The organism is Pseudolysinimonas yzui (assembly GCF_014653215.1).
GTDB classification, from domain to species: Bacteria; Actinomycetota; Actinomycetes; order Actinomycetales; family Microbacteriaceae; genus Pseudolysinimonas_A; species Pseudolysinimonas_A yzui.
The window spans coordinates 190,968-209,516 of record NZ_BNAI01000002.1 but is presented as its reverse complement, the minus strand read 5'-3'; the positions used below and the strand labels follow the sequence as shown (position 1 = coordinate 209,516).

The window sequence follows — 18,549 nt, the reverse complement described above, 5'->3', positions numbered from 1 at the left end:
CTGGACCGACTTGATCGCGAAGCTGCGCGAGAACCTGCAGCGCCTCTTGCGTGTTCATCAGTACTGCGAGGGCACCGCGAGCACGGCCATCGTGCAGCGCGAGATGCACACGAGCTTCCCGTCGTCGTTGGTGATGCGGATCTCCCAGACCTGCGTCGTGCGACCGATGTTGATCGGCCGGGCCTCGCCACGCACCCACCCTTCGGCAACCGGACGCAGGTGGTTGGCGTTGATCTCCATCCCGACGCAGTAGGACGTCGCGGGGTCCGTCGCGAAGGTCGCCGCCCACGACGCGAGCGTCTCCGCGAGCACAACGGAGGCCCCGCCGTGCAGCACCCCGCCGGGTTGCCGAGTGCGGTGATCCACCGGCATCCGTCCGACGAGCGCCTCGTCGGTCAACTCGACGAACTCGATGCCGAGATGCTCGATCATCGAACCCGCCCGCTTGGCGTTGGCGACGTCGATCGAGGGGGTGCCGAACCAGATGCTCATCCCGACATCATGCCTCGGACGTCGGGTCGGCGAGGAAAGTCAGCCGCGAACCGCCCCCCTCGACGAGCGGCGCGAGGGCCGCGTTGAACGTCGCGCCGTACTCGGCCGCGAGGTGCTCGCGGAACGCCGCCTCATCCCGGTACACCTCGTAGACGAACCATCGTCGCGGCTCGTCGCGCAGGGTGTGCGGGTTGAACGCCACGTTGCCGGGCTCCGCGCGCACCCGGGCGGTGAGCTCGCGCACCAGCTCGGCGACGCGCTGCTCGGCTCCCCGAATCGCGGTGAATTCGGCGGAGAGCGCCCAGGTCATGCCGCGGCGGCGCCGGTCATGATCGCGACCGCGTCGGTCATCGAGTGGCTCTTCGGCGTGATCGTGGCGGCACACTTGCCGAGCCGCTGGATGTGGATGCGGTCGGCGACCTCGAACACCTGCGGCATGTTGTGGCTGATGAGAATCACCGGGATGCCGCGGTCGCGCAGGCTCTTCACCAGCTCGATCACCTGCTTCGACTCACGAACGCCGAGCGCTGCGGTCGGTTCGTCGAGCACGACGACTTTCGACCCGAACGCTGCCGCCCGGGCGACGGCGACCGCCTGGCGCTGTCCACCGGAGAGGTTCTCGACCGGAACCGTCACGTCTTGCAGCGTCGTGATGCCCAGCCGGGTGAGCTCCTCGCGGGCGCGCACCCGCATCCCCTTCGTGTCGAGCACCCGGAAGACCGAGCCGAGCACGCCCGCGCGACGTTCCTCCCGGCCGAGGTAGAGGTTGCTCGCCACGTCGAGCGCGGGCGAGACGGCGAGGTTCTGGTACACCGTCTCGATGCCGGCGTGCCGGGCATCCTGGGGTCGCTTGAACGACACGGGCTTGCCTTCGAGCAGGATCTCGCCCTCGTCAGGCGTCTCCGCGCCGGTCAGGCATTTGATGAGCGTCGACTTGCCGGCGCCGTTGTCGCCGATGATGGCGAGCACCTCGCCGGGCATCAGCTGCAGGCTGACGCCGTCGAGCCCGACCACGCGGCCGTACGTCTTGACGAGGGATCGCGCCTCGAGAACCGGGATCACTTGCGCACCTTCCGAATCCACTGGTCGACCGAGACGGCGACGATGATGAGCACGCCGACGGCGAGCGTTTGGTAGAGCACGTCGAGTCCGGCGAGCGACAGCCCGCTGCGGAACACGCCGACGATGAGTGCCCCGAGCAACGTGCCCCAGACCACGCCGCGACCACCGAACAGGCTGGTGCCGCCGATCACGACGGCCGTGATCGAGTCGAGGTTGAGGTCGATGCCGGCGTTGGGGCTCGCGGCGTTGGTGCGGCCGATCTGCACCCACGCCCCGATCGCGAGGATGGCGCCCGCGGCGAGGTAGACGCTCATCAAGACCTTGTTGACCGAGATGCCGGCGAGTCGCGCGGCCTCCTTGTCATCGCCGACCGCGTAGACGTGGCGGCCCCACGCGGTGCGCCCGAGGATGAAGGCGACGACGATGTAGAGGACGAGCATCACGAGCACGCCCACCGTGATGCGCACGTCGCCGATCGAGATGGGAAGCCCGGTCGCGGTCAGGATGCTGGGCATCTCGGCGCCGCGCACGGTTGCGCCGTTCGAGTACAGCAGCGTCAGCGCGATGAAGATGTTGAGGGTGCCGAGCGTCACGATAAATGGGGGGAGGCGCAATCGGGTGACGAGGAACCCGTTGAGCGCTCCCGCCGCGAGGCCCACGAAGAGGCCGATGATCAGCGCGAACTCACCGGGCACGCCATTCACCGACGCCGTCTGAGCGACGACCATCGACGAGAAGATCATGGCGGCGCCGACCGAGAGGTCGATGCCCGCGGTGAGGATGATGAGCGTCTGCGCGAGCGCGAGGGTGCCGACGACGGCGACCTGCTGCGTGATGAGCGACAGGTTCGCGGGGTAGAGGAACCGGGGGTTGATCAACCCGAAGACGATGATGGCGATCACCAGCACGACGGCCGGGCTGATCGCGGGGTAGCGGTGCAGGATGTTGCGCAGCCGACTGAGTGGCGTGCTGCGGTCGAGGAACTCCTCGGCCAGGTCGTGCGTCGGCACGTTTCCGGTGAGCGCGCTCACGGTGACTCCTTGTACGTCGGTGTAACGGTGTCGGTTCGAGGGTGGCACCCGGCGGCGCCGGGCGCCACCCCCGAATCAGACGGAACTCAGCCCCAGCAGATCTCCGAGGCGGCCGCGGTGTCGATCGAGTCGACGCCGTCGGCGGGCTTGTCGGTGACCAGCGCGACTCCGGTGTTGAAGAAGTCGAGACCCGAGGTGACTTCGGGCTTCGTGCCGTTCTTCACGATGTCGACGATCGCCTGCACACCGAGTTCGGCCATCTTCACCGGGTACTGCTGGCTGGTGGCGTCGATGACGCCGTCGACGACACCGTCGACCCCCGCGCAGCCGCCGTCGACCGACACGATGATCACGTCATCGAGGTTCTTGCCCGCAGCCTCGAGCGCCTGCGCGGCGCCGTAGGCGGCCGGTTCGTTGATCGTGTAGACGACGTTGATGTCGGGGTTCTTCGACAGCAGCGTCTCCATCGCGGCGAGACCACCGTCTTCGGCGCCGTTGGTCGCCTCGTTGCCGACGATCTCGTACTCGCCGCCGGAGTAGCTGCCGGTGGTCGCTTCGTCACCGTTGGTGTTGCCGTCGGCGACGTCGACCCCCAGGCCTTCGAGGAAGCCCTGGTCGCGGTTGTAGTCGACCGAGACGATCTTGTCGTCGAACAGGTCGAGCAGCGCGATGGTCGCCTTCTCGCCGCCGAGCTGCACGGCAGTCCACTCGCCGATGAGCTGGCCGGCGAGCCGGTTGTCGGTCGCGAAGGTGATGTCGACGGCGTCGGCCGGGTCGGGCGGCGTGTCGAGGGCGATCACGTAGAGGCCCGCGTCGCGCGCCTTGCTGATGGCGTCAAGGACGCCGGGGCCGTTCGGGGTGATCAGGATGCCCTGGTCGCCGCGCGCGATGGCATCCTCGATCGCCTTGATCTGGGTGTCTTCGTCGCCGTCTTCCTTGCCGGCCGCGAGGGTCAGCGAGACGCCGGCGTCGGCTGCTGCAGCCTCGGCGCCTTCCTGCATGGCGATGAAGAACGGGTTCGAGTTGGTCTTGACGATCAACGAGACACCGATCTCCTCCCCGTCGCCTCCGGTCGAGCCGGCGGGCGCGCACGCGGCGAGCCCGAGGGACGCGGTGGCGAGGACGACGGCGCCCGCGAACAGCCGGGATGCGGGGGTGCGGAACTTCGTGTGATTCAGCATTGAATCCTCCTGGTGTGGGCGGCTGACACCGTCACTGACAACGATGTCATGGTTAGGTCTAGTCGATCGATGTCGATATAGTCAAGGCGAAACCTTCCTTTCTCAGAAAGTTCCTGACAACGATGTCTACCGACTCCAAGGCCCGCCGGCCCGACACTCGCGCGACCATGCGCGATGTCGCCGCGCTCGCCGGGGTCGGCATCAAGACCGTCTCGCGGGTCATCAACGACGAGCCGAACGTCTCCCCGGCCACGATCGCGAAGGTGCGCGATGCCGCCGAGCGGCTCGACTACCACCCCGATCTGAACGCCGGGAACCTGCGGCGCACCGGACGCCGCACCCGCACCATCGGCCTCGTCGTCGGCAGCGTCGCCAACCCCTTCTCGGGTGCCGTTCATCGCGGCGTCGAAGACACCGCCGTCGAGCGCGGCGTCGCCGTGTTCGCCTCCAGCCTCGACGATGATGCCGCCCGTGAGCAGCGCATCGTCGGCGAGATGCTGCGTCGCCGCGTCGACGCCCTCATCCTCACCACGGTGCGCAAGAACCAGAGCCGACTCGTCGCGGAGCAGGAGCGCGGCACCGCCCTGGTCTTCGTCGACCGTGAACCAGCCGGCATCGATGCGGATGTCGTGGTCACCAACAACGCCGAAGCCGCCGCCGAGGCAACGGCCCACCTCATCCAGGTCGGCCACCGACGCCTGGCCTACCTCGGCGACCGCCGCGAGCTGTGGACGGCGCAGGAGCGTCGCCGCGGCTTCCTCGACCAGCTCGGAGCGGTCGGCATCCCGACCTCGGGCGTGCCGGTGATCGAAGACCTGCACACCGAAGACGCCGCCTACGCCGCGGTTCTCGAACTGCTCGACGGCCCCCATCCCCCCACCGGCCTCTTCACCAGCCAGAACCTGGTGACGATCGGCGCGCTTCGGGCGCTACGGGACCGCGGCCTCCACCGACGCATCGCGCTGGTCGGGTTCGACGACGTGCCGCTCGGCGACATGCTCGAACCGGGAGTCACCGTCGTCGCACAGAACCCCTACGACATGGGCCGGGTCGCGGCCCGGCGCGCCTTCGCCCGGATGGACGGCGATACGGGCGAGCCGGTGCGCGTCGTCGTGCCGAGCGTGTTGATCCCCCGCGGCTCAGGCGAGATCCCCCCGGAGCCGGCGTGAACATCCCGAACCCCCGTGTGCTCGTCGTCGGCGAAGCGCTCGTCGACATCGTGCGCCGCGACGGCGACGACGCCGTGCACCCCGGCGGCAGCCCTCTCAACGTCGCCGTCGGCCTGCAGCGTCTTGAGGTGCCGACGACGCTGCACTCGAGCTTCGGCGCCGACCCCTACGGGGTGGCCATCGCCCAGCACCTCGAGTCGAGCGGAGTCGCCATCACGCCCGGCACGATCGGCGACCACCCCACCTCGGTGGCGCTCGCGACCATCGACCCCGCCGGGGCGGCGAGCTACACCTTCTCGATCGAGTGGGATCCGGCGCCGCTTCAGGTGGCCGCGGGATCCGTCGATGCGCTGCACGTCGGCTCGATCGGAGCGGTGCTGGAGCCGGGGGCGACGACCGTCGAACGGCTGCTCGCCGAACTGCGGGCGTCGGCGACGATCAGCTACGACCCGAACATCCGCCCGCAGCTCATGGGCTCCGCCGACGACGCCCGCCCGCGCGTCGAGCGCATCATCGCCCTCGCCGACGTGGTCAAAGCCAGTGACGAAGACATCGCCTGGTTGTATCCGGATGCGATGGTCACCGACGTCATGGCGAAGTGGCGCGCGCTCGGGGCGGGCCTCGTCGTCGTCACGCGCGGGAGCGACGGGGCCGACGCCTTCACCGCTGAGGGACCCGTGCACGTCGCCGCCCCCCGCACCGAGGTCGTCGATACGATCGGCGCCGGCGACTCGTTCATGTCGGGGTTGCTCGCCGCGCTGAGCGACCTCGGCGTGCTCGGCGGCGACCGGCGCGAGGCTCTGCGTGAGCTGTCGGCATCCGCTGTCGCGCAGGTCGTCGAGTTCGCCGCGCGCTGCGCCGCCATCACCGTCTCGCGCCCGGGCGCCGACCCCCCGATGCGCACCGACCTCGCGGGCTGATAGCATTTGCTATATGACGGGCGAACTGGGCATCCTCGATCGTCTCCGGGATGACGCTCGCACAGCTGACGAGATGCATGCCCGTTCTCGCGACATTCTGCGCCGTGCCGCGCGTGTCGGGCAGCGGGAGGGCCTCACTCAACGGCAGATCGCCGATGCCCTCGGACGAAGCCAGCCCGAAGTCTCTCGTCTTCTTCGCTTCCACGCGACCTCGGATCTCGGGCGGCGCCTCGTTCGCGAGCGCGGCACGGTGATCGCCATCCTCGCCCGCCACGGCGCGCACCGACCGCGCGTGTTCGGCAGCGTCGCCCGCGGTTCTGACGGGCCGACGTCGGACGTCGACCTTCTCGTCGAGGTCGATGACGGCGTGTCTCTCTTCGAGCTCGCGCGCGCGGAGGCGGAGCTCTCCGATCTCCTCGGCGCTCCGGTTGACGTCGTCCCCGACCGCGCTCTGCGCGAGAGCGTTTCGACGTCGGTCGTCGATGACATCGTCCCGCTGTGACCAGAAGCAACACTGAACTCGCCCGTGACGCTCTCGAACACTTCGCGGTGCTGCATCGACATCTCGAGCGCGCGGACCTGGCCGACGAGACCGTCGCGGATGCCGTGAGCATGCGGCTCGCAGCGGCGATCGAGGCGCTGTCGCGGACCGGCGAATCGTTTCGCACCCGAGTCCTCGGGTCGGAGTGGCGAGTGATGTGGGCGACGCGCAACCGAATCGCCCACGGTTACGCCTACATCGATCTCGAGATGATCCGGTCCACCGTCGAGCACGATGTCCCTGAGGTGGAACGTCGACTCCGAGCGGAGATCGCCTAGCGCTCAGTCGCCCGGAGGGCCGAGATGACCCATGCCGACCGTCGGAAGGAAGTCACGAAGGTAGCGGACGTGCGACTGGTTCAGGGCTCCCGACAAGTATTCGCGCAAGACCACCTCGGCCTCGTCGCGTCGGTCGAGCCGGATCAGGAGGCAGGCGATGTCGACGCTGGAGGCGGGGCTCATGCCGATCGCTCGCCATCCTTCAATGCGCCAGGCTTCGATGACGGACCCGACATCCGGGAACCGCCCCAGCCAGGGCAGACCAACCGAGCGGATCACTTCACCGACATCTGTAGCGGCGTCTGGGTGTCGCGAGTCCCACCACACGTCTCTGGCCTGCTCATCCGCAAGGGCGCCGAGCCGTCGCCGGAGGTGACCGTTGTACTCGTTCACCCACGCGTCTGCGGCGACGGAGTGCCGCATGCCGGGGATGTGAACGCTGAGATTCACCGCGAACTTGCCGTGCAAGCTCGCGAGAAGGCTGTTCGATGCTCCTTCTCGGGGAGGGTCTGACGCACCCGCTTGGAAGCTCAGGACGTGCGTCAAGCCGTCCGGAGTTCGCCGATTGAAAGCATGCCGTCTCTTTCGGAAGCCAGCCGCCTTGAGCGTCGGCGCGATTGCTTCAACGATCGCGGCCAGCGCTACGGCCGGCGGCAATTCTGATGGCGGGGCGGGGGTCGTCGGCCGGACGGGAAACGCTGGGGCTTCGAGTCCCTCAAGCGCAAACTGCGCGTAGTCGTCGGCAACTTCGGTCTCGCCCAACGCTCGATGCAGTTCCGATCGAGCCATGAGGTATCGAGTCGTGACGTGACGGAAGAAGGAGATCACGGGAGTGCTCGCGCTATCGATGGAGTCAAGGAGTTGCCGCGCCTCCGACAAGTCGTGAGGACCACGACGTCGCAGGAGTGCCTCAGCGAGCGAGAGTTCGCTGACGCCCGACGTGCCGCTTCGTCCGTTCGGGCTTGAGGCGATGGCGCGCAACGTGTCGCGGTACGCGTCGACCGCAGCGTCGAGCATCCCTTCGGCCGCGAGGTTGTTGGCGAGGTTCTCGCGCGCGGTCTTCGCGTGAAGGTCGTGAAACTCGCCCTCGCCGTCGATGGCCCGCCGCAGAAGTTCGCGGCCTTTCGCGCGGAGGGTGGGATCTGGCTGCGAGCAGAGATGGCCGGCTTGGATGACGAGGTACTGCAGACGGTTGTGAGGTCGAGCGCGAGCCAGCCGTCGCTCGAACTCCGCCGCGACCTCCTCATTCCAGCGCGACGACCGGAACCAGTCCTTGTCGTCCCACTCTCCGCCCACGAACGCACCCGTCACGAAGGCAATCCTCCGACTTGCCGCCGCGCCGCTCGCATCGAGCCTCCCTGAATCGATCACCTTAGCGCCCACGCGTTCGCGACTCGGATGCGAGACGCGAACGCCCTACTCCGGGGCGTGGGCGTCGAGGAATTCGTAGACCTCGGTGAGGTCGACGCCGGTGAAGGTGCCCGACGGCATCGCGGCGAGCAACGACGAGTTGAGCCGCGCCGACGGCCAGGCCTTGTCCGACCAACGGGCGGCGAGGGCCGAGTCGGGCTGCCGGCAACACGTCGGGTCGGGGCAGCGCGAGGTCTGGCGGCGTACGGTGTCGCGGCCGCGGAACCACTTCACGTGGGCGAACGGCGTGCCGACGCTCACCGAGAATGAACCCGACGCGGTGCCCTGGATGCTCGAGGTGCACCAGTAGGTGCCCGTCGGCTTGTCGGTGTACTGGTGGTACGGGCTGAACCGGTCTTCGACGGCGAACACCTGCCGGGCGCTCCAGTAGCGGCAGACGATCTGGCCCTCGACGGCGCCGAGAACGTCGGTGGGGAACAGCGCCCCATCGTTCTCGTAGGCCTTCGAGATGGCGCCGCTCGCGTGCACCTTGAGGAAGTGCACCGGGATGCCGAGATGCTCGGTGGCGAGGTTGGTGAACCGGTGCGCCGCGGTCTCGTAGGTGACGGCGAAGGCATCCCGGAGGTCTTCGACGCTCAGCTCGCGGGCATCCTTGGCGGCCTTCAGGAAGGTGACCGCCGACGCTTCGGGGATGAGCAGCGCGCCGGCGAGGTAGTTCGTCTCCACCCGCTGCCGCAGCAGGTCGGCGTAGTCGCGCGGCTCCTGCTTGCCGAGCACGTGGGCGGCGAGCGCCTGCAGCAGCGCCGAGCGCGGGTCGCCTCCCGTGGCCTGCCGCACCGGCAGGTAGATGCGGCCGTTGGCGTGGTCGGTGACGCTGCGAGTGGTCTCGGGCAGGTCGCCGACGTAGTGCAGCGTGAAGCCGAGGTGGGTCGCGAGGTCGGCGGCGACGCGCTGGCTCAGCGGCCCGCCGCGATGTCCGACCGCTTCGAGCAGATCGCGGGCGATCGTCTCCAGCTCCTCGAAGTGGTTGCCCTTCTTGCGCTGCTCGGCCCTCAGTTCGACATTCGCCCGCCGCGCTTCCTCGGGCGTCGCCGCCCGTTCCTCGTGCAGGCGTCGCAGCTCGTCATGCAGACCGAGGATCGTTTGGATGGCCTCATCCGACAGCGTCTTGCGCGCCGGAACGGCGGGTAGCCCGAGGCTCGCGTAGAGCGGACCGCGTTGCACCCGCTCGAGCGCGATCTCGAGCGCAGCCCGCTTCGACGGCGGCTCGGGGCTCAGCAGCTCGTCGAGGGTGACCCCGAGGATGCGGGCGAGCTTCTGCAATTCGCCGAGCTTGAGCTCCCGCTTGCCGTTCTCGATGACCGAGACCTGCGAGGGTGCGCGCCCGAGTTCGGCGGCGAGCGCGTCGAGCGTCATGCCGCGATCGGTGCGGAGCTGACGGATGCGGCGGCCGACGGTGAGCGGATCGAGCATGCCTTCATCGTCGAGGTCTTCTGCGGGCGAAAGGGCCATGACAGCATCATCGCCCCTCGAAACCTTCGGCGGAATAGAAGAATGCTGAATATTCTGCGAGAGAATTCGCGGAAGAGCGGTTGCGGGTCACTCACGCTGGAGCCATGACCCAGAACCACAACACACAGCACACCGGCCGCGGCGCTCGCCCCGGCGACCAGACCCAGACCGCCGCCGATCTCGAGACCGAGTGGGCCGCCGACCCGCGTTGGAGTGACGTCAAGCGCGACTACACCGCGCAGGATGTCATCGACCTGCGCGGCCCGGTTCGCGAAGAGCGCACGCTCGCCCGCCGCGGTGCCGAGAAGCTGTGGGAGCTCATCCAAGACAACGACGACCCCAACGAGTGGGTCTCGGCGCTCGGCGCCCTCACCGGCAACCAGGCCGTGCAGCAGGTGCGCGCCGGTCTCAAGGCGATCTACCTCTCCGGCTGGCAGGTGGCCGCCGACGCCAACCTGTCGGGCCAGACCTACCCCGACCAGAGCCTCTACCCGGCCAACTCGGTGCCCGCCGTGGTGCGGCGCATCAACAACGCGCTGCTGCGCACCGGGCAGATCGAGTTCGACCCTTCGACGGGCTCAGGGAACAAGGACTGGATGGTGCCGATCGTCGCGGATGCCGAAGCCGGCTTCGGCGGACCGCTCAACGCCTACGAGCTGATGAGCTCGATGATCGAGGCGGGCGCCGCGGGCGTGCATTGGGAAGACCAGCTCGCGAGCGAGAAGAAGTGCGGGCACATGGGAGGCAAGGTGCTCATCCCGACCAGCCAGCACATCCGCACCCTCAACGCCGCCCGGCTGGCGGCCGACGTGGCCGGCGTGCCGACGATCGTGATCGCCCGCACCGACGCCCTCGCCGCGACGCTGCTCACGAGCGACCACGACGAGCGCGACAAGCCGTTCGTCACCGGCGAGCGCACCGCCGAAGGCTTCTACAACGTGCAGAACGGCATCGGCCCGGTGCTGGCCCGCGGTCACGCCTACGCGCCGTACGCCGACCTGCTCTGGGTGGAATCCGACAAGCCGAACCTCGAACTGGCTCGCGAGTTCGCGGAGAGCATCCATGCCGAGTTCCCGAACCAGAAGCTCGCGTACAACTGCTCGCCGTCGTTCAACTGGAAGCAGCACCTCGACGACGACCAGATCGCCAAGTTCCAGCGCGAGCTGTCGGCGATGGGCTACGCGTTCCAGTTCATCACCCTGGCCGGCTTCCACGCCCTCAACCACTCGATGTTCGAACTGGCCACCGGCTACCGCGACCGCCAGATGAGCGCGTACGTCGAGCTGCAGGAGGCGGAGTTCGCGTCCGAGGCCTACGGCTACACCGCGACGAAGCACCAGCGCGAGGTGGGCACCGGGTACTTCGACCAGATCGCCACCGCCCTCAACCCGTCGAGCGCCACCCTGGCGCTGGTGGGCTCCACCGAATCCGAACAGTTCCACTGACCGGCGCCAGCCGAAGATCTTCACGACACGAAGAAGGAAAGACACCATGGACATCCGCATCGAGATCAACGGACCGACCGGCGATCGCTACGACGACATCCTGAGCCCCGAGGCGCTCGAGTTCCTCACCCGGCTGCACGATCTGTTCATCGGGCGACGCCAGGAGCGCCTCTCCGGGCGGATGCTGTTCCGCCAGGCGATCGACAACGGGCGCAACCTGCGCTTCCTCGACGATGAGAACGACATCCGGCGCAACCGCTCCTGGCGGGTCGCCGGTGCCGGGCCCGGCCTCGAAGACCGCCGCGTCGAGATCACCGGCCCGACCGACCGCAAGATGACGGTGAACGCCCTCAACTCGGGTGCGAAGGTGTGGCTGGCCGACTTCGAGGATGCGACGAGCCCGACCTGGGCGAACATCATCGAGGGCCAGATCAACCTGTTCGACGCGATCCGCCGGCAGGTCGACTTCACCTCGCCGGAAGGCAAGGAGTACAAGCTCGGTGCCGAGACCCCGACCATCGTCGCCCGCCCCCGCGGCTGGCACCTCGTCGAGAAGCACATGCGCTACACCGACCAGGCGGGAACGCGCACCCCGGCGTCGGCATCCCTGGTCGACTTCGGGCTGTACTTCTTCCACAACGCGGCCGAGCTGATCGACCGCGGCACGGGCCCGTACTTCTACCTGCCGAAGCTCGAGAACCACCTCGAGGCCCGGCTGTGGAACGACGTGTTCACGTTCGCCGAAGCTCGACTCGGCATCCCGCACGGCACGATCCGCGCGACGGTGCTCATCGAGACGATCACGGCGGCGTTCGAGATGGAGGAGATCCTCTACGAGCTGCGCGACCACTGCGCCGGGCTCAACGCCGGCCGCTGGGACTACGTGTTCTCGATCATCAAGAACTTCCGCGGACGGGGGGCCGGCTTCGTGCTGCCCGACCGCAAGCAGATCACGATGACGACGCCGTTCATGCGGGCCTACACCGAGCTGCTCGTGGCGACCTGCCATCAGCGCGGCGCGCACGCGATCGGCGGGATGAGCGCCTTCATCCCGAACCGCCGCGACCCGGAGGCCACGGCCGCCGCGCTGGAACAGGTGGCCGCCGACAAGCGTCGCGAGGCGACCGACGGGTTCGACGGCACCTGGGTGGCGCATCCCGACCTGGTGCCGACCGCCTATGCGGAGTTCGACGCGGTGCTCGGCGAACGCCCCAACCAGCTGGACCGCCTGCGCGAAGACGTGCAGGTCGCCGCCGCCGACCTCGTCGATCTCACGATCGACGGTGAGGTGACGGATGCCGGCGTGCGCGCCAACGTGTCGATCGCGTTGCGCTACATCGAGGCGTGGTTGCGCGGCATCGGAGCGGTGGCGCTCGACGGGCTGATGGAGGATGCCGCCACGGCCGAGATCTCGCGGTCGCAGCTCTGGCAGTGGGCGGCTCAACGGGTGCGCACGACGGAAGGCACCCTGGTGACGCGGGAGTGGATCGAGCGCATCCTCATCGAAGAGCTCGACCACTTCGGCGGCGAGGAGGGCAACCGCTTCGAGGATGCCGCGGCGATCTTCCGCGACGTGACCCTCGAGGACGACTTCCCGCCGTTCCTCACCATTCCGGCGTACACGAGGTATCTCGTCGACACCGTGCCGACCCCGACGGCGGTGGCGGCATGATCCGCGTCGTGCTCGCCGGGTCGACCGGGGAGGTGCGCGCGACCCTCGCGAGCCTCCTCGGGGCGCGCCTCGGGTTGCCGGCGGCCGACGGGTTCGTGCTCGCCGACCCTCCGGCCGACCCGGCCGCGTTCGACGCCGAGCTCGCCCGGCGCGGGGCCGAGGTCGACGCGCTGGTGAACCTCGGGGGTGCGCCTGAACCGCTTCTCGACCACTACGGCCGGGCGGTGGTCGAGGCACCCGTCGCCGACGTCGAGGTCATCCTCGAACGCCTTCGCGAAACCCTCGTCGCCGGTTAGGCGGGCTACAACGAGACTCCGACGAGCACCGGCTCGGGCTGCAGGTTGACGCCGAACTCGGCGAGCACCCGGGTCTGGATGTAGCCGGCCAGCTGCACGACGTCGGCCGCGGTCGCCCCACCGCGGTTGACGATCGCGAGGGTGTGCTTGCTCGACACCGCGGCGCGTGACCCGGGGAGGGCGAAGCCCCGGGTGATGCCGGCCTTCTCGATGAGCCAGGCGGCGCTGAGCTTCACGAGGTACTCACCGCGCACGATGTGCGGGATCTCGCTCCCCAGCGGCAGCACCCGCGCGGCCTCCTCGGGAGCGGTCGGCCAGCGCGGCGCGTCGGCGGGAAGCCCGCGCGCGAACTGCTCGGTCACGACCGGGTTGGTGAAGAACGACCCCGCGCTCGCTGAATCCGGATCGGCGGGGTCCCACAGCATCCCCTTCGCTCCGCGCAGCTCGAGCACCGCCGCGCGCAGCTCGCTGACCGGGACGCGATCGCCGATACGCACGTCCAACGCCGACGCGAGCTGCGCGTAGGCGATCGGCTGGCTGAGCCCGCGCCCGGAACTCGAGGACGGGTCGTCGGCGAGGGCGAGTTCGAGCGACACGACGAGCCCGAGCCGACCGCGCTTGAGCGCGCTCGTGCGGTAGCCGAGGCCCAGTTCGGCGGCCGCGACCCGCACCAGCTTCCCGGTGTCGAAGTCGAGGAAGTCGATCGCGACCAGGCTGCTGCTGAGCTCCTGACCGTAGGCACCGATGTTCTGCACGGGAGCCGCGCCGGCCGACCCGGGGATGCCCGAGAGCGCCTCGATGCCCGACCAGCCGGCCTCGACCGCGTGGACGACCACGTCATCCCACGGCTCCCCCGCCTCGACGGTGAGTCGCACCGGGCGGGATCCCTCCGCTCGGGTGACACCGATGCCTCGGGTCGCGACGCGGATCACGTCGCCGTCGAAGCCGTCGTCGGCGATGACGACGTTCGAGCCACCGCCGAGCAACAGCCAGTCTTCGGGCGAGTTCCAGACGGCGAGGGTCTCGTCGATCAGCTCGGCGCGCGTGGCGGGTTGCACGAGCCGCGCGGCGGGACCGCCGATCCCGAGCGTCGTGAGACTCGCGAGGTCGGTCATCCGACAGGTGGGAGAACGCGCACTTGCGCCTTGCCGAGCACCGTCTGCTCGCCGAAGGTGACGGTGAGGTCGATGCGCAGGGCATCCTCCTCGATCGCGCCGATCTTCGCGACGACGGTCACGACGGCGCCGGTCTCGGGATCGACGACGACGGGACGGGTGAACTTCACCTGGTAGTCGAGTACCTTGCCCGGGTCGCCGAGCCAGTCGACGACGGGCTGCACCGCGAAGCCCATCGTGAGCATCCCGTGGGCGAGCACGCCGGGCAGCCCGACTTCGGCGGCGACGTCGTCGCGGTAGTGGATGGGGTTGAAGTCGCCCGACGCTCCCGCGTAGCGCACGAGCGAGTCACGGGTGAGCGGGAAGCTGGCCTCGGCGACGACCGCGCCGACCTCGAACGCCATCAGTCATCACCCCGCACGACGAGGGTGGATGTGGCGGTCACCACATGCGCGCCGGTCGCGTCGGCGATCGCCGACTCCGCGGTCACCATGCTGTGCCCGCCGATCGACTTGACGCTCGTGATGGTCATGGTCGCGGTGAGTTCGTCGCCGGCGACGATCGGGCGGCTGAACGAGAACCGCTGGTCGCCGTGCACGACGCGGGTGAAGTCGACGCCGGCGTCGGGATCGTCGAGAAGCTGCTGCAGCGTCGCCGCCGTGATGACGATCGGGAAGGTCGGCGGGGCGACGACATCCGGGTATCCCGCCGCGCGCGCGGCGACCGGATCGGAATGGGTCGGATGGCCGGCGAAGACGGCGCGGGCGAACTCGCGCACCTTCTCCCGCCCGACGAGATAGGGGTCGGTCGGCGGGTAGACCCGCCCTTCGACGCTTGCGTTCACCGGCACGAGGTCGAGCCTACCGACTCGGCATCAGCCGTTAAATGATCGAGACCCCGGCGACTCAAGTCTGCCGAGGCCTCGAAGGCTGTGATGCCGTTACTGGCAGCTCTCGCACTGCAGGTCGTCCATCGGGTCGACCGGAACGGAGTAGCCACCCACGGTGTCGACGTCGTTCATGGGAACCTCCTCAAGTCTTCTTTTCCCCCGCGGGGTCGGTGACCACCGCGTGAATCACCACTATATAACCGGAATCACACGAATGTCATTCCCCTACATGTAGTGATTTCGGCGTGTCGCGCTACCGCAACTCTACGCAGCACCACCGACACCGGCGAGGTGTGCGGTCACCCGCGCGATGAGGTCATCAGGCTGTTCCTGGGTGTACGGGAACTGCAGGGTGTCCTTCGCGTCGCGGTAGGGCGCGATCTCGGTCTCGATCGGATCGTCGGAGCGGTAAACCGGGTAGAACCCGATGTGCTTCTTCCACGCCGCGAAGTAGAGGTGGTGCCGACCGCGGATCGTGACGGCCGGCATCCCGTACTTGATCGACTCCTCGGCGTCGGGCAGCACCGAGTGGATGGCGGCCCGCACCCGTTCGAGCCGGTCACGCACCTCGCCGTCGTACCCCGCGAGGTACTCGTCGATCGTCGTCGCGGTCACCGGTATGAGCGGAGCGAGTCGAAGAGCTCGGCCATTCCGCTGAACATCGCCGCGAAGATCACGCCCAGAATGACGAAGTTGAGCAGCACCACGCCCGCCTCGACCCAGATCGGCGCGTACCCCTTACCCGTGCGGCGAGCCACGACCACCGACCGGCCGATGGCGTAGACCAGGCTGCTGAGAAACGCGAACGCCCAATGGAAGGGCCGCGGAACACCCCGGGCGGTGAGTTCCTTGACGTCGCGATAGGCGAAGAAGACGGAGAGCCCATAGACCACCCACGACAACACCGCCGCTCCCCAATAGAAGGGCGAGAGGAAGAGGTCGGACATGCCCATCATGCCGGGGTACCGCCCGGTGAGGTCGATGTCGAACATCGACCCCCATGGCACGAACAGCAGCATGAGCATCGGCAGCAACGGCACGAACACCACCAGCCAGATCCACACCGTGGTGCCGTCGGTGCCGGGAGGGGCCTTCGGTTCGGCGCCCGCCGGGAACGGCTGCCCGGGCGTGTGGTACAGGTCGGTCCAGGCGATCCCGTTCCAGTAGCGGCCGCGTCCGGGGTTCGCGGAGTCGGGGTACCAGCCGGCGGGGGCACTCGTCCCTGGTGCGCTCATGGGGCGAGCATACGACGCCCGTAGGATCGGGGCCGTGGCGACAGGACGGCGAGGCGCGCGCGGTGAGGGCGTGTTCTCGGCCCGCTCGCGCAAGTCGGATGTGGTCACGGATGCCGTGCTGCTCGCGACCGCGGCGGTGCGCATCGCGGTGAAGAATCTGCTGATCGTGCGGGCCCTGCGCGAGCACGCCGACTTCGACGAACAGTGGTGGCGCGATGCGGTCGCTCGGGAATTCGAGCTGCTCGCGGGCGAGAACGAGGCCGACGCGACACGCCTCGAGCGGGTGCGGGCCGACACCAAGAAGAAGCGCGGCCGGGCTCTCACTCCCGACGACTACCGCGCGCGCGATGCCCCGGTGCTGAAGCGCCGCATCCGGATCCTGCGGAGAATCGCGACCCGCCTGCGGGAGATCGCGACCGATGAGGATGCCGTGTTGCAGCTCGTCGGTGAGGCGCGGCAGAGCGCCCTCGAGGAGATCACGACCGCCCGCCACGACCCGAGCGCGCGCGCCACCGTCGACCCCGAGGAACGTGCGGCCGGCCTCGCAGGTCTCGTCGACGACCTCGCGGCGCTCTCCGCCGAGGCGGTCAGCCCGCCAGCGTCGGCAGAACCGTCGTGAACCGCGGGTACTTCGGTTCCCGGCCGTCGCCCGACGAGGTGCCCGCGAGGCGGCGGCGCACCCACGGGGCGAGATGCTCGCGGAGGTACTCGGCGCGACCCAGCCGTTCGGGCGCCGGAAGCTCGGTGTAGTCCCACCACTCCGCCGGCGGCTCGAGCCCCAGTGCGGTGAGCACCCGGGCGGCGACCCGATGATGGCCCCGTGAGTTGAGGTGCAGGCGGTCGGGCGCCCAGAAGTCGGGACCGGCGAGTTCGCGGTCGGGCCAGTTGAGGGCGCGGATGACGTCATCCCGACCGGCGAACCGGCCCTCGACGATGCGCGACAGCTCGTCGCCGCGGCGCTGCACGAGCCCCCCGAGCGGCAGCTGCCGCGACGGGTTGGCTCCGCTCAGCAGGATGAACGTCACGCCTTCTTCGTCGCAGCGCCGCAGCACGTGCTCGAAGGCGTCCGCGATGTCGGCGAGCGGCGTGCGCGGCCGCAGCATGTCGTTGCCGCCGCCGTTGAACGACAGGTGCGTCGGACGCAGGGCAAGGGCAGGCTCGAGCTGCTCGTCGATGATCGGCCGGGCGAGTTTGCCGCGAATCGCCAGGTTGGCGTACTCGATCGGGCCGCGCGTGGCATCCGCCCAGCCCTGCGCGACCAGGTCGGCCCAACCGCGCACGACGCCGGGCTCGGGCTCGTCGCCGACGCCTTCGGTGAACGAGTCGCCGATTGCGACATACCGTACGGAACCCACTCGACGACCCTAGGCCTGCGCGGCGGGGGTCGCGGTGGTGGTCATCGTGAGCGCGATACCGCCCTCGACATCCTCCCGCGCCAGCTCGACCCGCACGGCGGCGAGCTCGCCGAGGGAGGTGAGATGGGTTCCCCCGCAGGGGATGACGGCGTCGCCGCCGGGCAGCTCGCACACCCAGCGGCGACGGTCGCCGAGGCCGTCACCGTCGCGATCGATGCGGATGCCGGCGCCGGTCGCGACCCATTCGGCGAGCCGGGCGTTGGCGGCATCCTCGACCGCGTCGAGCTGGTCGAGGGACGCTGCGTCGAAGCCCCGCTTGCGCAGTGACTTTCCGACCCGGTACACGTCGGTCGAGCCGAACTCGTGGATGCGCGACGACGCACAGGCGAGCGCGTCGAAGCCGGGGGCGCCGAGAGCGTCGGCGGGCACCTCCTTCGTCCACGCGGCCGCGAGCGCGGCGTCGAGGGCGAGCGACGCGAGGTGGCACGCGGTGTGCCCGGCCGAGAGGGCACGGCGGTACCTCGCGTCGACGGTCACCTCGACGTCGTCGCCGACCTGCACGGCGGCATCGGGGTCGAGCACGTGCACGACGACGAACGACCAGCCGTCGGCACCCGTGCGCACCGGGATGTCGCGGCCGATCAGGATGTCGCCGCCGTCGGCCGCACCGTCGATCGCGCCGACGATCGCGTCACGGATCGGATGCGCGGCGAGAAGCCCGCGGTCGGCGGGCTGGTCGGGCCACCCGGCGTCGACGGCGTGCACGGCGGTGCGGTCGAGTACCACGCCGAGCCCCTCCGGGAGCGGCAGCGTCGCCAGCACGGTCCCCCGCGACGACAGCGCCCCCGCGGGGTACTCGACGATGGTGTCGGGCTGGTGCGGCATCGCGATGGCCTCCTGGCGACAGGGAACGGGTGGCAGGGAACGAGACTACGTCGGCGCGCACCCTGACCGTGCCCGGGACGGTGGGACCTTCGACTCTGGG

At 69.2% G+C, this 18,549-nt stretch carries 22 protein-coding genes; 8 read left to right on the top strand and 14 right to left on the bottom strand.

What is annotated here, in order from left to right:
• Positions 1–57: 57 nt before the first annotated feature.
• The 5 genes from IE173_RS06840 to IE173_RS06820 all read right to left on the bottom strand — a co-directional run bounded on the left by IE173_RS06840 (position 58) and on the right by IE173_RS06820 (position 3,766).
• Positions 58–492, bottom strand: coding sequence for a hotdog fold thioesterase (locus tag IE173_RS06840; RefSeq protein WP_191282719.1), 435 nt, complete (start codon positions 490–492; stop codon positions 58–60).
• A gap of 7 nt (positions 493–499) precedes the next feature.
• On the bottom strand, positions 500–802 hold the full coding sequence (locus tag IE173_RS06835; RefSeq protein WP_191282718.1) for a putative quinol monooxygenase: 303 nt from the start codon (positions 800–802) through the stop codon (positions 500–502).
• Positions 799–1,554 (bottom strand): ATP-binding cassette domain-containing protein, encoded by a 756-nt coding sequence (locus IE173_RS06830; RefSeq protein WP_229841954.1) that lies wholly within the window; start codon positions 1,552–1,554, stop codon positions 799–801. The genes IE173_RS06835 and IE173_RS06830 overlap by 4 nt, the downstream gene beginning before the upstream one ends.
• Complete coding sequence (locus IE173_RS06825; protein WP_191282716.1) at positions 1,551–2,585, bottom strand: ABC transporter permease; 1,035 nt, start codon at positions 2,583–2,585, stop codon at positions 1,551–1,553. The genes IE173_RS06830 and IE173_RS06825 overlap by 4 nt, the downstream gene beginning before the upstream one ends.
• A gap of 86 nt (positions 2,586–2,671) precedes the next feature.
• Positions 2,672–3,766 carry a substrate-binding domain-containing protein gene (locus IE173_RS06820; RefSeq protein WP_191282715.1) on the bottom strand — a complete coding sequence of 365 codons (1,095 nt, stop codon included), beginning with the start codon at positions 3,764–3,766 and terminating at the stop codon, positions 2,672–2,674.
• Between the two features lie 122 nt (positions 3,767–3,888).
• On the opposite strand from IE173_RS06820, the gene IE173_RS06815 reads away from it, so the two are divergent.
• Genes IE173_RS06815 through IE173_RS06800 form a run of 4 tightly spaced genes read left to right on the top strand, consistent with a single transcriptional unit; the run spans position 3,889 to position 6,674 of the window.
• On the top strand, positions 3,889–4,935 hold the full coding sequence (locus IE173_RS06815) for a LacI family DNA-binding transcriptional regulator (protein WP_229841953.1): 1,047 nt from the start codon (positions 3,889–3,891) through the stop codon (positions 4,933–4,935).
• Complete coding sequence (locus IE173_RS06810; RefSeq protein ID WP_191282714.1) at positions 4,932–5,855, top strand: carbohydrate kinase family protein; 924 nt, start codon at positions 4,932–4,934, stop codon at positions 5,853–5,855. The genes IE173_RS06815 and IE173_RS06810 overlap by 4 nt, the downstream gene beginning before the upstream one ends.
• Before the next feature lie 13 nt (positions 5,856–5,868).
• Positions 5,869–6,357, top strand: a complete 489-nt coding sequence (locus IE173_RS06805; RefSeq protein WP_191282713.1) for a nucleotidyltransferase domain-containing protein — start codon at positions 5,869–5,871, stop codon at positions 6,355–6,357.
• Positions 6,354–6,674 (top strand): HepT-like ribonuclease domain-containing protein, encoded by a 321-nt coding sequence (locus IE173_RS06800; RefSeq protein WP_191282712.1) that lies wholly within the window; start codon positions 6,354–6,356, stop codon positions 6,672–6,674. The genes IE173_RS06805 and IE173_RS06800 overlap by 4 nt, the downstream gene beginning before the upstream one ends.
• Positions 6,675–6,677: 3 nt before the next feature.
• On the opposite strand, the gene IE173_RS06795 is transcribed toward IE173_RS06800, so the two are convergent.
• Positions 6,678–7,985 (bottom strand): DUF4304 domain-containing protein, encoded by a 1,308-nt coding sequence (locus IE173_RS06795; RefSeq protein ID WP_191282711.1) that lies wholly within the window; start codon positions 7,983–7,985, stop codon positions 6,678–6,680.
• A 105-nt stretch (positions 7,986–8,090) separates the two neighbouring features.
• Complete coding sequence (locus IE173_RS06790; RefSeq protein WP_191282710.1) at positions 8,091–9,557, bottom strand: helix-turn-helix domain-containing protein; 1,467 nt, start codon at positions 9,555–9,557, stop codon at positions 8,091–8,093.
• A gap of 104 nt (positions 9,558–9,661) precedes the next feature.
• Between IE173_RS06790 and aceA the strand changes: the two genes are divergently transcribed.
• Genes aceA through IE173_RS06775 form a run of 3 tightly spaced genes read left to right on the top strand, consistent with a single transcriptional unit; the run spans position 9,662 to position 12,970 of the window.
• Positions 9,662–11,002 (top strand): isocitrate lyase, encoded by a 1,341-nt coding sequence (gene aceA / locus IE173_RS06785; protein ID WP_191282709.1) that lies wholly within the window; start codon positions 9,662–9,664, stop codon positions 11,000–11,002.
• Between the two features lie 46 nt (positions 11,003–11,048).
• Positions 11,049–12,674 carry a malate synthase A gene (gene aceB / locus IE173_RS06780; RefSeq protein WP_191282708.1) on the top strand — a complete coding sequence of 542 codons (1,626 nt, stop codon included), beginning with the start codon at positions 11,049–11,051 and terminating at the stop codon, positions 12,672–12,674.
• Entirely contained in the window at positions 12,671–12,970 is a 300-nt protein-coding gene (locus tag IE173_RS06775) for a hypothetical protein (RefSeq protein WP_191282707.1), read from the top strand. The genes aceB and IE173_RS06775 overlap by 4 nt, the downstream gene beginning before the upstream one ends.
• A 5-nt stretch (positions 12,971–12,975) precedes the next feature.
• Here the strand turns inward: IE173_RS06775 and IE173_RS06770 are convergent, their stop codons facing one another.
• From IE173_RS06770 to IE173_RS06750, 5 genes are all read right to left on the bottom strand, one after another.
• Positions 12,976–14,085, bottom strand: coding sequence for a UDP-N-acetylmuramate dehydrogenase (locus IE173_RS06770; RefSeq protein WP_191282706.1), 1,110 nt, complete (start codon positions 14,083–14,085; stop codon positions 12,976–12,978).
• Positions 14,082–14,489, bottom strand: coding sequence for a MaoC family dehydratase (locus tag IE173_RS06765; protein WP_191282705.1), 408 nt, complete (start codon positions 14,487–14,489; stop codon positions 14,082–14,084). The genes IE173_RS06770 and IE173_RS06765 overlap by 4 nt, the downstream gene beginning before the upstream one ends.
• Positions 14,489–14,935 (bottom strand): FAS1-like dehydratase domain-containing protein, encoded by a 447-nt coding sequence (locus IE173_RS06760; RefSeq protein WP_191282704.1) that lies wholly within the window; start codon positions 14,933–14,935, stop codon positions 14,489–14,491. The genes IE173_RS06765 and IE173_RS06760 overlap by 1 nt, the downstream gene beginning before the upstream one ends.
• A 303-nt stretch (positions 14,936–15,238) precedes the next feature.
• Positions 15,239–15,589 carry an iron chaperone gene (locus IE173_RS06755; protein WP_229841952.1) on the bottom strand — a complete coding sequence of 117 codons (351 nt, stop codon included), beginning with the start codon at positions 15,587–15,589 and terminating at the stop codon, positions 15,239–15,241.
• On the bottom strand, positions 15,586–16,209 hold the full coding sequence (locus IE173_RS06750) for a DUF2510 domain-containing protein (protein ID WP_191282703.1): 624 nt from the start codon (positions 16,207–16,209) through the stop codon (positions 15,586–15,588). The genes IE173_RS06755 and IE173_RS06750 overlap by 4 nt, the downstream gene beginning before the upstream one ends.
• Before the next feature lie 34 nt (positions 16,210–16,243).
• Between IE173_RS06750 and IE173_RS06745 the strand changes: the two genes are divergently transcribed.
• Entirely contained in the window at positions 16,244–16,828 is a 585-nt protein-coding gene (locus tag IE173_RS06745; RefSeq protein WP_191282702.1) for a hypothetical protein, read from the top strand.
• Here the strand turns inward: IE173_RS06745 and IE173_RS06740 are convergent.
• Together IE173_RS06740 and IE173_RS06735 are read right to left on the bottom strand one after the other, a co-directional pair.
• On the bottom strand, positions 16,797–17,564 hold the full coding sequence (locus IE173_RS06740; RefSeq protein WP_191282701.1) for an SGNH/GDSL hydrolase family protein: 768 nt from the start codon (positions 17,562–17,564) through the stop codon (positions 16,797–16,799). The genes IE173_RS06745 and IE173_RS06740 overlap by 32 nt on opposite strands.
• Before the next feature lie 9 nt (positions 17,565–17,573).
• Positions 17,574–18,449 carry an alanyl-tRNA editing protein gene (locus IE173_RS06735; protein WP_191282700.1) on the bottom strand — a complete coding sequence of 292 codons (876 nt, stop codon included), beginning with the start codon at positions 18,447–18,449 and terminating at the stop codon, positions 17,574–17,576.
• Between the last annotated feature and the right edge of the window lie 100 nt (positions 18,450–18,549).